Origin of the sequence: Stenotrophomonas lacuserhaii, from assembly GCF_039674585.1 — a bacterium.
Lineage (GTDB): Bacteria > Pseudomonadota > Gammaproteobacteria > Xanthomonadales > Xanthomonadaceae > Stenotrophomonas > Stenotrophomonas pennii_A.
In genome coordinates this window covers 1-11,894 of the sequence record NZ_JBDJNU010000019.1, presented here as the reverse complement: position 1 = coordinate 11,894, position 11,894 = coordinate 1, and the positions used below count along the sequence as shown (strand labels likewise).

General features: G+C 67.8%; 12 protein-coding genes. 5 read left to right on the top strand and 7 right to left on the bottom strand.

From position 1 onward, the window contains the following. Positions 1 to 25: 25 nt before the first annotated feature. From ABE522_RS09290 to ABE522_RS09280, 3 genes are read right to left on the bottom strand one after another with little or no spacing between them, the layout of a single operon-like run. Complete coding sequence (locus ABE522_RS09290) at positions 26 to 2,212, bottom strand: ATP-binding protein (protein ID WP_406846332.1); 2,187 nt, start codon at positions 2,210 to 2,212, stop codon at positions 26 to 28. A gap of 58 nt (positions 2,213 to 2,270) precedes the next feature. After that, positions 2,271 to 4,172 carry an EAL domain-containing protein gene (locus ABE522_RS09285; protein ID WP_406846331.1) on the bottom strand — a complete coding sequence of 634 codons (1,902 nt, stop codon included), beginning with the start codon at positions 4,170 to 4,172 and terminating at the stop codon, positions 2,271 to 2,273. After that, positions 4,162 to 4,776, bottom strand: coding sequence for a DUF4126 domain-containing protein (locus ABE522_RS09280; RefSeq protein WP_346591456.1), 615 nt, complete (start codon positions 4,774 to 4,776; stop codon positions 4,162 to 4,164). The genes ABE522_RS09285 and ABE522_RS09280 overlap by 11 nt, the downstream gene beginning before the upstream one ends. A 219-nt stretch (positions 4,777 to 4,995) precedes the next feature. Here ABE522_RS09280 and ABE522_RS09275 point away from each other — a divergent pair, with 219 nt between their 5' ends. The 5 genes from ABE522_RS09275 to ampE all read left to right on the top strand — a co-directional run bounded on the left by ABE522_RS09275 (position 4,996) and on the right by ampE (position 8,504). After that, on the top strand, positions 4,996 to 5,739 hold the full coding sequence (locus ABE522_RS09275) for a DUF6776 family protein (protein WP_346591455.1): 744 nt from the start codon (positions 4,996 to 4,998) through the stop codon (positions 5,737 to 5,739). A 4-nt stretch (positions 5,740 to 5,743) separates the two neighbouring features. Further along, on the top strand, positions 5,744 to 6,214 hold the full coding sequence (locus ABE522_RS09270) for a bactofilin family protein (protein ID WP_346591454.1): 471 nt from the start codon (positions 5,744 to 5,746) through the stop codon (positions 6,212 to 6,214). Positions 6,215 to 6,245: 31 nt separating this feature from the next. Then, complete coding sequence (gene erpA, locus ABE522_RS09265) at positions 6,246 to 6,635, top strand: iron-sulfur cluster insertion protein ErpA (protein ID WP_042614293.1); 390 nt, start codon at positions 6,246 to 6,248, stop codon at positions 6,633 to 6,635. A 70-nt stretch (positions 6,636 to 6,705) separates the two neighbouring features. Then, complete coding sequence (nudC, locus tag ABE522_RS09260; RefSeq protein WP_346591453.1) at positions 6,706 to 7,617, top strand: NAD(+) diphosphatase; 912 nt, start codon at positions 6,706 to 6,708, stop codon at positions 7,615 to 7,617. Continuing rightward, the gene (gene ampE, locus ABE522_RS09255) at positions 7,617 to 8,504 is read left to right on the top strand and encodes a regulatory signaling modulator protein AmpE (RefSeq protein WP_346591452.1); all 888 of its coding nucleotides are present in this window, start codon (positions 7,617 to 7,619) and stop codon (positions 8,502 to 8,504) included. Before nudC ends, ampE begins: the two co-directional genes overlap by 1 nt. A gap of 48 nt (positions 8,505 to 8,552) precedes the next feature. On the opposite strand, the gene ABE522_RS09250 is transcribed toward ampE, so the two are convergent. The 4 genes from ABE522_RS09250 to ABE522_RS09235 form a co-directional block, all read right to left on the bottom strand. Next, positions 8,553 to 8,978, bottom strand: coding sequence for a DUF2752 domain-containing protein (locus tag ABE522_RS09250; RefSeq protein WP_346591451.1), 426 nt, complete (start codon positions 8,976 to 8,978; stop codon positions 8,553 to 8,555). A gap of 46 nt (positions 8,979 to 9,024) precedes the next feature. Continuing rightward, positions 9,025 to 9,303 (bottom strand): CD225/dispanin family protein, encoded by a 279-nt coding sequence (locus tag ABE522_RS09245; RefSeq protein WP_101099327.1) that lies wholly within the window; start codon positions 9,301 to 9,303, stop codon positions 9,025 to 9,027. Positions 9,304 to 9,336: 33 nt separating this feature from the next. Further along, positions 9,337 to 9,627 carry a CD225/dispanin family protein gene (locus tag ABE522_RS09240; RefSeq protein WP_042614298.1) on the bottom strand — a complete coding sequence of 97 codons (291 nt, stop codon included), beginning with the start codon at positions 9,625 to 9,627 and terminating at the stop codon, positions 9,337 to 9,339. Between the two features lie 153 nt (positions 9,628 to 9,780). After that, entirely contained in the window at positions 9,781 to 11,667 is a 1,887-nt protein-coding gene (locus tag ABE522_RS09235; protein WP_346591450.1) for an MFS transporter, read from the bottom strand. Between the last annotated feature and the right edge of the window lie 227 nt (positions 11,668 to 11,894).

Genomic DNA, 11,894 nt, shown 5'->3' with positions numbered 1-11,894 from the left:
TACGGGCCAGCCCTACGGGCCAGCCCTACCGGGGCTGCCAGCCGGCCAGTGCCATGCGTGCACGCGCGAACTCGGCGACCACGCGCGCGGCGGCGACGACCGGCATCTGCAGCGTGCCGTTGCGCGCTTCCAGTTCGATGCGCCGCGCAGCAGAGGACAAGGCCATCGCGCCGACATTCGCACTGGATGACTTCAGGCTGTGCGCCAGCGCGCGCAGCTTGTCCTGATCGTCTTCCTGCGCCGCTTCCTGCAACTGCTGCACCACCCCCGGCGTGTCATGCAGGAACGCGTCGATGATCGCCTGGGTACTGGCGCCAATCACGTCATGCAACTCATCCAGCACGCTGGCATCCAGCGCGGCCTGCGGCGCGTCGGCCTCTTCATCCGCTGCCGCTGCCTGGTGCCGCGGTTCGACAGTGCCGATGTCCTGCGCGCCGAGCGTCCAGCGTTTCAGCATGCTTCGCAACGCCGAAAGTTCAACCGGCTTGGACAGGTAGTCATCCATGCCGGCCTGCAGGCAGCGCTCACGGTCACCGGCCATGGCGTTGGCGGTCATGGCGATGATCGGCACCCGCGCACGCATGGACGTGGCTTCCTGCGCGCGCCATCGGCGGGTGGCGGCGTAGCCATCCAGCACCGGCATCTGGCAGTCCATCAGCACCACGTCGATGCCCCCTGCGTGCAGTTCGCCCAGCGCCTGTTCGCCATCGTGCGCGGTGCGCACCGTGCAGCCCATCACTTCCAGCACGCGCTCGGCCACCATCAGGTTGACCATGTTGTCTTCCACCAGCAGCACCCGCAGGTCGAGGCGGTCCGGCTTACCCGCAGTGGGGGGAGGCAGCGTTGCATCGCCAAGCAGGGCCGCAGGCCGCGCCGAGCGCGTTGCAGCCGGCACCAGCACCGCGTGCAGCACCGCGTCGGCCTGCAGTTCGTCCACCCAGTGCTGGCCGTTGCGTGCGGGTGCGTTGCCCAGGTGCAGCCACAGCACCTGGGGTGCTTCGGTACCGCGTTCGGCGAGCGCCCGCTGCACGGACGCATCGCCGTTGCGCAGCAGGCGGCCATCCACTACCAGCCACGCCAGTGCACGGGTCGTCGCGCGGACGGCTTCCAGCGCCACGGCCAGCGTCTGCACCGCCTGTACCTGCAGCCCATGCTGCGCACCGACGCGCTGCACGCGCTGCTGCAGCAGCGCATCGGCGCTAAGCAGCAGCAGGTTGCCGAGTTCCGGGCCGGGCCCGCCGCGGGCGTCGCCCAGTGCCTTCAACAGGGGAATCTCGAACCAGAACATGGCGCCCTGGCCGGGCGTGGACTGCACGCCGATCCGGCCCTGCATGAGCTCGATGATGCGGCGGCAGATCGCCAGCCCCAGGCCAGTGCCGCCGTATACGCGCGTGGTCGAGGCGTCGGCCTGGCTGAAGGACTGGAACAGGCGTGACTGCTGTTCCTGGTCGATGCCGATGCCGGTGTCCAGCACCTCGAAACGGAGTTCGTGCCGGAACGGCGTTTCACCCAGCCGGCGGACTTTCAACGTCACCTGGCCACGCGCGGTGAATTTGATCGCATTGGCCAGCAGGTTGCCGAGTACCTGGCGCAGCCGCACCGGATCACCGCGCACCGACAGCCGCACGGCAGGATCCAGCTCCAGCACGATGCGCAGGCCCTTGGCTTCGGCCGCACGCTGCATCAGCTGCACCACGCCGTCCAGCAGTTCGCGCAGGTTGAAGGTGGTGGCCTCCAGCACCAGCGCATTGGCTTCCAGCCGCGAGTGGTCGAGGATGTCATCGACGATGCGCAGCAGCTGCTGCGAACTGGTGACTGCGGTACCCAGCATCTGCCGCTGGTCCGGTTCCAGGCTGCCACGCCCGATCAGGTCCAGCATCGGGATGATGCCGTTGAGGGGGGTGCGGATCTCGTGGCTCATGGTGGCCAGGAATTCGCCCTTGGCCAGCACCGCTGCTTCCGCGGACTGCTTGGCCAGCAGCAACTGCTGTTCCAGTTGTCCCTGCTGGTCGTGCAGCCGTTGCAGGCGGTCCAGTTCCTCCTGCAGGTGGCGCAGGCGCTGCTCGCCCTCGGCCTGGGCTGCGCGGTGCGAGCCCTGCTGCCGTGCCCGCAGCGGCCACAGCAGCAGCGCCACGCAGGCCGCTGCCAGACCCAGCCAGGGCCAGGGCCCGTTCCAGTGCAGCGCCACGGCCAGCACGCAGCCCACGCTGATGGCCGTGGCTGCCAGCCCGGCCGGGTAGATCCATCGGCCCCCTCCGTGGGTCACTGGATCACAGCACCGCGTTGAGGAAATCGAAATCCAGGTCGCTGCCGGCCGACTGCACCATGTTGCCCTGGATGAAATCCACGCCGCCTACCCACATCGCCGCGGCCGCCTGCGGGTCCTCGATCTGCTGGCCGATGATCAGCAGGTTGGCGCGGTGCGCCACGTCGATTGCCGCGCGCATTTCATCGCGCGTCTGCGGGTTGGCGTGGCTGCTGGAGAAGCGACCCGCCATGCGCACGAACGACAACGGCAGTTGGGTCAGCAGGGCATTGGCTTCCGGACCGGGCTCGAACTGGCTCAGGCAGAAGCGCACGCCCAGCGCGCTCACCCGCGTGCAGAACTGCTGCAGGGTGACAGTGTGGATCAGTGCATCGGGCAGGCGCACGTCGATCACCAGCGCACTGCCGTCCAGCCGCCGCTGCTGCAGCGATTCGATCAACCAGTCGGCGAACGCATCACGCGCCAGCGTGCGCAACGACTGCGATACGAACAGGTGCAGTGGCGGCGTGGCGTGCCGGTAATGGTCGAGCAGGCCCAGTGCGTGGTCGATCACCTGCTGGTCGAGGTCGGCGATGCGGCCTGCCGCTTCGGCGGCGGGGATCACCTGGCCGGCGGTCAGCACGCTGCCATCGGCCTGGCGCAGCCGCAGCAGCACCTGGTATTGCGCGTTACCACCACCGGCCACCGCGACGATCGGCTGGTAGGCCAGTTCCAGTTGGCCGTCCAGCATCGCCAGGTGTTCATCGCTGCTGGTTGCTTCGTGCGGGACGAACCCGGCCACGCCGGCAGTCAGCAGGCGTGCCTGCAGCGTGGTGCGCTCGATCGCCTCCAGCGCGCTGCCGACATCCGGGAAGCCCGGCGAAAGCGCCGCGAAACCAATCACCCCGCGCAGGTGCACCGACTCGTCATCGCGGATCACGAAGGCGCGGGCGGACAACTGCTCGCGCAGCGACTGCGCGGTGGCATCGAGCTGTTCTTCGTCGGCACCGCGGGCGAGGGCGAGGAAACTGTTGTCGTTGAGGCGTGCCAGCAGGTGCGGCTGTGCGGCCTCGGCGAGGCGTTGGCCGGCCTGCACCATCAGGCGCTCGAAGGCGGCATAGCCGTAGCGCTCGCGCAGTCCCAGCGCGCTGGCGATTTCGATGAAGAACAGGCCGCCGTGGTCGCGGTGGCCGAGCGCGGCAGACAGCTGCTGCAGCAGGTGGTGGCGGGTAGGCAGCCCGGTTTCCGGATTGTTGAGCAGCGGGCCGCCGCGTTCACCGGTCTGCGCAGCCGCCTGGGCGCGCGCGCGGCGGATGCGGTTGGACACCGCGGCGATCAGGTGGCGTGGGCGGATCGGCTTGCTCAGGTAGTCATCGGCCCCACTGTCGAGGACTTCGAACTGGCGTTCCGGATCCGGATCGCCGCTGAGGAAGACGATCGGCAGCATCTGCAGGCCGGGCAGCTGGCGGATCATCGCAGTCAGCCGCATGCCGTCCAGTCCCGGCAGGTGCAGGTCCATCAGGATCAGGTCCGGCGCATGTTCCTTCAGGGCCGGCTGCACGCTTTCCGCATCGCCCACCACGACCGCCTCCATGCCGGCACCGTGCAGCACGCTCTGCGCGAACAGCGCCTGGGCCCGGTCGTCTTCCACGACCAAGATGCGATACGGCGCATCACTGGGGATGAAACCGGTCGGCGGCTCGTCCTGCGTTCCCGCAGCGGTATCCAGCGGCGGAGGCGTCGCGCCGGGCAGGGCGACGACGTTGTCATCCACTGCCTGCGGCACTGCGCTGGAAGGCGTTCCGGAGGCCGTGCCGGCCCAACGCTGCCAATGATCGGCGGGTGGGGTTTCAGCACGCACGTTGCGTGGCGGGTGGGTATCGTTCACGGAGTCGCCGGCAAGGGGGGTAGGGGGATTATGCGGCAGGCCCGGTGCGCGGCGTGTCGCGATCCGTGCCGGTCAACCAGCGCACGCCTTTCCACAGGGCACGCCAGACCAGCCAGACGGCCACCGCGCCGGCCAGGCTGCACGCCAGCACCACGACCAGGGCGAGCCACGGATGGGCCAGCGCCAGCGCCAGGCCACCGACCACCACGGTGTCCTCGGCGGCCGAGGCGACCCAGTTGCTGGCCGGTTCGGGCGAGGTGTTGAGCAGTGCGCGGGTACCGGATTTGAGCCCGTGGCTGGCCAGCGCGACGCCCGCGCCGGCCAGCAGCGTGCCGGTGCCCAGGTCGCCATCGGGTGACAGCGTGGCAGCGGCCAGGAAGGCGCCGGCAGGCACGCGCGCCAGGGTCTGCAGCAGGTCCCACGCCGAATCCACGCCGGGGATCTTGTCGGCGAAGAACTCGGCTATCGCCAGCACCGCCGAGGTGCCCAGTACCCACCACGATTCGGTGGCCTGCAGCGCGGGCGGCAGGTCGACCCAGCCGAGCAGTCCGGCCAGCCCGACGCCGAAGACGGTCAGGTAGACGCGGATGCCGGCCAGCCAGGCCAGCAGGATGCCGATCACGAACAGGTGGGCGTCGGTCATGGCGAAGGCTCCGGTCAGCGACGTGGACGTGCCTGCCCCGGTAGCGGGCAGCACGAACGGCACGTTCGAAGGCTGCACTATCGGCGATGGTGACGCTGAATGCCACAGGCGGCATCGAGGGCGGCGGCCAGCGTCGCCTGCGTCCTGAACTACAATGGCGCCGACTGATCCGCCGAGGCCGAGCCTGCATCGCACTGATCGATGCTCCGGAGACCCGCCATGAACAACCGTCCGCCTTCGCGCGTCCAGATCCGCATGCCCGGCCAGGCCGCCGGGCCTACCGACCGTCGTCGTCTCTGGATGCTGGCGGCCGGCGCCCTCATCGCGCTCCTGCTGGCCGGCCTGCTGGGCTTCTGGCTGGGCCGTCCGGGTGGCGACCTGGGCGACACCCTGGAAGGCGCGCAGCAGCGTGCCGAAAGCCTGCAGAAGCAGCTGGTCGAACTGCGCCAGAAGCAGGCCACGCTGGAGGCCTCCGACCGCATCAGCCGTGCAGCCAACAATGAGGTGCAGGCCTCGCTGGCCGAACGGGACGAGGAAATCGCCGGCCTGCGCGCCGATGTCGCGTTCTATGAGCGACTGGTCGGTGCCACCAGCCAGCGCAAGGGCCTGAACACCCATTCCATCGAGTTCCGCCCCGAAGCCGCCGGGACCTGGCAGTACGCCGTAGTGCTGACCCAGAACCTCAACCGGGGTGCCATCAGCCAGGGGCAGATGCGCTTTACCGTGGAAGGCGTGAAGAACGGACGGCTGGCCACGGTCAGCTGGGACGAACTGCACCAGCGCAGCAACGTTCCCGGCCAGGAGTACTCCTTCCGATACTTCCAGCAGCTGGGCGGCAGCATCATCCTGCCGGCGGACTTCACCCCGCAACGGGTTAAGGTCACACTGGGCAGTGGAACGGGGGGTTCCACACAGGTATTTGACTGGAAACAGGCCGGCGCACCGGCCGCGAACGGGGAGTAGGCAGATGTTTGGAAGCAGCAAGTCCAGCCGTGACGGACAGCTGGTGGTCGATGCGTTGATCGGCAGCCAGGTGGTGATCCGCGGCGACGTCGAATTCAGTGGTGGTCTTTACGTCGAAGGCCGCGTCCATGGCAAGGTGATTGCCCAGGAAGGTGCCAGCACCGCGAACATCACCCTGGCCGACAATGGCGTGGTGGAAGGCGAAATCCGCGCCCAGGTGGTGGTCATCAGCGGTCGGATGGATGGCGACGTACACGCCAGCGAGCGGGTTGAACTGACCCCCAGCGCCCGCGTGAACGGCAACATCCATTACCAGGTGGTTGAAATGGCCGCCGGCGCGCAGCTGAATGGCCGGCTGATCCACGCCAGTGCCCCGATGGCCGCGCTTCCGCCGCCGGAAGGCGCCGCCGATGAGGCCAGCACCGGCAAGGGTGATACCGCCGCGCGGCGCAAGCTGGCCGAGGCGATGGCTTGAAAGCCGGCGCGGGCGGCCCCATGCTGACCGCATGAGCACGCTGATTTCACTACCCGGTACCGCCGAAGCGGCGCCGGGCTACCAGTCCCTTGACCGCCCGTTGAACTTCACCGAGTCCGCTGCGGCGAAGGTGCGCGAGCTGATCCAGGATGAAGGCAACGCCGAACTGGCGCTGCGCGTCTACATCGAGGGCGGCGGCTGTTCCGGCTTCCAGTACGGCTTCGAATTCGACGAGAACCGCGCCGAGGACGATCTGGCCGTGCAGACCAGCGGGGTCACCCTGCTGGTGGACCCGCTCAGCCTGCAGTACCTGATGGGCGCTGAGGTGGATTACACCGAAAGCCTGACCGGCGCGCAGTTCGTGATCCGCAATCCGAACGCCAAGACCACCTGCGGCTGCGGCAGCAGTTTCAGCATGTAAACGGCTTGCGGCAGCACTTCGCGTGCTGCCGAGGCTTGCCAGCAACCGCCCTTGCGGGCAGGCTTGCCGCATGCCTACCCCTCTTTCGCCGCTGTCCGGCTTTTCTTTCGTTGGCGAGCCGCTCGAGCGCGCCGATGCCCTGCGTGCCGACGCCGATGCCCTTGCGCGTCTGTGGCCGGATGCCCGCCTGCTGGTGCTGGACCGTGACGGCACTGCCTTCACCGGCCCGGATGAGCAACCGCTGCCGTTGACCGGCGCCGACGTTGGCGGGGGACCCGGCACGGCCGTGTTCCTCGGCCTGCGCGGCCAACAAGCCTGGTTTTCCGTTGAATCCGGCGCACTGGACGTCACCGCCCCCGGCCGCATGGACCTGCGCCAGGCCGCGCTGTCGTGGTCGGTGGCCGATGCCAGCGCCTTCAGCTATGCCCGCGGCATGTCGTACTGGCACTCGCGCAACCGCTTCTGCGGCGTATGTGGTGGTGAGGTGCGTTTCGAACGCGGCGGCTTCGTCGGTCGTTGCCAGCAGTGCGCGGTGGAACATTATCCGCGAGTGGATCCGGCGGTGATAGTGGCGGTGGAAAACCGCGGGCGCCTGCTGCTGGGCCGCCAGGCCAGCTGGGCAGCGCGTCGCTATTCGGTGCTGGCCGGCTTTGTCGAACCCGGCGAAATGCTCGAGCAGACCGTGGTGCGCGAAGTGTTCGAGGAGAGCAAGGTACGCGTCCGCGCCTGCCAGTACCTCGGCACCCAACCATGGCCGTTCCCCGGTGCCCTGATGGTGGGTTTCAGCGCCCAGGCCGACGACGGCGAACCGGAAGTGGACGGTGAGCTGGAGGATGCGCGCTGGTTCACCGCCGAAGAGGTGGGAGCGGCCATCGCACGCGACCTGCATGACGATGGCGAAGGCATCCGCCTGTCGCCGCCGATTTCCATCTCCCGCAGCCTGATCGAGCACTGGTACCGGCAGCAGCCTGGGAGCGCCTGATGTTCACCACGCTGGTCGCCGTGCTGGTTGCCCTGGCGCTTGGCCACGTTGCGCCGACCGCTGCCGCCACGCTGCGTCGTTTCGATGGCTTCCGACGCTGGCTGGGTTGGCTGGACCTGCGTGCGGGGCCGTCCGCGCGCGGGCCGCTCGGGGTGGTGCTGGCGGTCCTGCCGCCGGTGCTGCTGCTGGGCCTGCTGGCGTGGTTGCTGCGCGGGACGCTGTTCGGGCTGCCTTCGCTGCTGCTGGGGATTGCCGCGCTGGCGTGGTGCTGGGGTCCACGCGACCTGGACCGTGATGTCGAAGCGGTCATCGATGCCGACGAGCCGGCGTCGCGCCACGCCGCGCTGCATACCCTGCAGGCGGCCGGTGGCAGCCTGCGCGATGACCTGCCCTCGCTGGTCGATGTCACCGTCTACAACGCGCTGCGGCGCTGGTTCGCGGTGCTGTTCTGGTTCCTGCTGCTGGGCCCGGCCGGTGCGCTGGGCTACCGGTTGCTGGCCTTGATGTCGATCAGTCCGATGCGCGCGCTGGTGGCGCCGGAAACACTTTCCGCTGCGCAGCGTGCGTTGGGCTGGGTGGAATGGCCGGTGGCGCAGTTGATGGCGCTGTCGATGGCACTGGTGGGCAACTTCGATACGGCATGGAAGGCCTGGCGGCATGCCCATGGCGAACGCTGGCGTCAGGACATCGGCTTCCTCGGCGCGGTGGCACGGGCCAGTGTCAACGCCGAACTGCGTGAAGAAGCGCACGACTACACCGATGCCGGCCTGCTGCCGGTGTGGCAGCGCCTGCCCGAACTGCGCGATGCGATGAGCCTGGTCTGGCGCATGCTGCTGCTGTGGCTGGCGCTCCTGGCGCTGCTGGTGATCGCCGGCTGGGTGACCTAGCGCCGCGGCAAGGGCGTGACGACCAACGGTCGCCACCCACCGGGGGAATCAGCCCGGTGCCAATCCGGTGAACGGTGCCCACGGCAGGTTGCGCAGCACCGCATAGCCCACCAGCACGATCAACCAGAACATCGGCATGGCCAACAGCCGCATCAGCGGATCGAGCAGGCGGGGGCGGATGCCGGCGCCGTTGAGCAGCATCAGCAGCAGGAACGGCAGGCTGAGCACCAGCAGCGGGTTCATCGCCATCGCGCCGGGCAGGTCGAAATGCACGAGGGAATAAAGGCAGCGCGTGCTGCCGCAGCCGGGGCAGTACAGCCCGGTCAGCGCATACAACGGGCACGACGGCAACGGATTGCCGGCCGCGTAGGGATCAACGTTATGCAGGACCAGCGTGGCCCCCACCGCGAGCGTGGCCACGCCCGCCAGGGGCAACCAGCGTTGCAGCGAAGACGGAATGGCGGGCAGCGGCATGGGGTAGAAACGGGACCCGGCGCGGTGCCGGATCCCGTCAGGCAACTCAGTAGCCGCTGTTGCTCAGCGCGCCCATGCCACCAAGGGCAACGACGAAGATCGCGTACAGCACCATGACCACGACGCCGGCGATTGCCGCCCACATGGCGAACTTCTTGGCTTTGTCCGAGGCCTCGCGGGCACCGGCGATATCGCCGGCAGCGACCTTGCCGTTGACCTGCGCGGCGAACACGATCGACACGATGCCCAGCGGCAGGCAGCAGAACAGCGTGCTCAGGATGGCCCACACGAGGTGGTTCGGGATCTGCGGGGTGGTGGCATTCATTGCATAAGCTCCTTGCGGGTGGGTGGTGGTGACTCAGTTACCGGAGAGAGCGCCCAGCGCGGCGATGCCGCCGAACAGCCCGAACCACAACAGCAACAGGACCGGCAGCGCAGCAGCCGAAGCCACTGCCCACCACCCCGCCTTGCGCGACGCCTCGTGCGCACCCACCAGGTCACCGGCAGCGCGGCGGCCATCAACCTGGGCGGCATAGACGATCGACACCACACCCAGCGGCAGGCAGCAGAACAACGTCGACAGGATCGCCCAGACCAGATGGTTGGGGATGTAGACCGACGAGGTGCCGATTGGCGGTGGGTGATTCAAGTACGAGACTCCATTCCTTGGTGGCCGGCGATTGCGTGGCGTGCCGGTGCGCCCCCCTGTGGCTGGGTAATCTACAGCAACACGCGGCATCTGTATGCGTTTTCGGCACGAATTCTGGAAACGCTTACAGCGTTGCGAAACGGAGTCGCCGGCTCAGGCGTGGTCGCCGCGCAACGTGCGCACGCGGGCCTCCAGCAGCTCGGCGGTGGTGGCGCTGCCCTCTACCGGCGGAGCGGCCACCACTTCGATGGTGGCGCGGAAGCGGCGCGGCACGCGCATGCGGCCGAGGCGACTGTCGCGCCGGCTCCACATGCTGGTCCACATGCCGCGCAGGGCCATCGGGACCACCGGTACCGGGCGCCGTTCCAGAATCTTCTCCACGCCGCTCTTGAAGGCACCCATCTGCCCGTCGCGGGTCAGCGCACCTTCCGGGAAGATGCACACCAGCTCGCCTTCGGCCAGCGCCGCGTCGATCTCGTCGAAGGCGCGCAGCATCAGGGCACGGTCTTCCTTGGCACCGGCGATCGGGATGGTCTTGGCGGTGCGGAAGATCCAGCTCATCACCGGAATGTTGAAGATGCGGTAATACATGACGAAGCGCACCGGGCGCGGAATGCTGGCCGACAGGATCAGTGCGTCCAGGTAGCTGACATGGTTGCAGACGATCAGCGCCGGCCCTTCGTCGGGCACGTTGGCTTCGATGCCGTGCGGGCGCAGCCGATACAGCGCGCGCACCATCAGCCAGCTGAGGAAGCGCATCAGGAATTCGGGCACGATGGTGAAGATGTAGATCGCCACGAGGGCATTGGCGATGGCCAGGCCCAGGAACAGCTGCGGGATGGTGACCCCGGCCGCGTGCGCGGCCAGCCCGACGCCGGCGGCGGCCACGATGAAGCCGGAGTTCTGGATGTTCAGCGCGGCGAACACGCGCGACATCTCCGACTTCGGCGTGCGGCTCTGGATCAGCGCGAACAGCGGCACCACGAAGAAGCCGGTGAACAGGCCGATCCCGAGCAGGTCGATGATGATGCGCAGGCTGCCGGCCTGCTGCACGAATGCCGTCACCGACAACCCCTGCGCGGTGGCTTCACCGGCGCGGGCGAAGTACAGGTCGAGCAGGAAGGCGGTCATGCCGAACGCGCCCAGCGGCACCAGGCCGATTTCCACCGTACGGCCCGAGAGTTTCTCGCACAGCAGCGAGCCGACCCCGGTTCCGACCGAAAACAGCGCCAGTGCGAAGATGTAAAGGGTGGGCTCGCCGCCCAGGTTGGTGATCGCGTAGGTCGGCAGCTGCGAGGTCAGCACGGTACCGACGAACCAGAACCACGACACGCCGAGAATCGCGTTGCGCACCGCTTTCTGCTTCTTCGCCATGCGCAGCACGGCCAGGGATTCGGGCAGGGGATTCCAGTTGATCTTCAGGTCCGGCGCGCCGGCATCGACCTTCGGGATCATCCGCGCGCAGACATTGCCGAGCACCGCCAGGGCGATGACCGCGGTCCCGGCGACGATCGGTCCCTGGCTGCCGGCCAGGGTGAAGATCAGACCACCGACGATCATGCCGCTGAGGATGGACATCGAGGTGCCCATCTCCACCAGGCCGTTGCCACCGGTCAGTTCTTCCGGCTTCAGTATCGAGGGCAGTACCGAGTACTTCACCGGCCCGAACAGGGTGGACTGGAGTCCGGTGCAGAACAGCGCGACCAGCAGCAGCGTCATGTTCTGGGTGAGGAAGCCGGCCGCGGCCAGCGTCATGATCACGATCTCCATGGTGGTGGTGATCACGATCAGGCGTGATTTCTCCAGCTTTTCGGCGATCTGCCCGGCCAGTGCGGAGAACAGGAAATACGGCAGGATGAAGATCGCCGGCGCCAGCGTGGTGTACAGCGTGAGTTCTTCCTTGGGCACGCTGAGGTAGTACAGCAGGCCGATGATGGCCTGGCGGTACACGTTGTCATTGAACGCGCCGAGCGACTGCACGATGAAGAACGGCAGGAAGCGGCGCTGGCGGAGCAGGGCGAACTGGCTGTGGCCTGACATGGAAACTCCCTTCGGACCGGCGAAGCCTAGCATTCGCGCGTGTGAGGGTGTTTGCCTGCGGCAGGCTTCAGGCAAGGTCAAGTTCAAGTTCAAGTTCAAGTTCAACGTCAAGAGCTGCAGGGCGGCGTGTTGGTGGGGCGGGGTGGCTGTGCAGGACACGCCGCAAGTACGTCCGTGTAGGCTCGCTTTTCGCATCCATGCGAAAAGACGGTCCTGCACAGCCACCC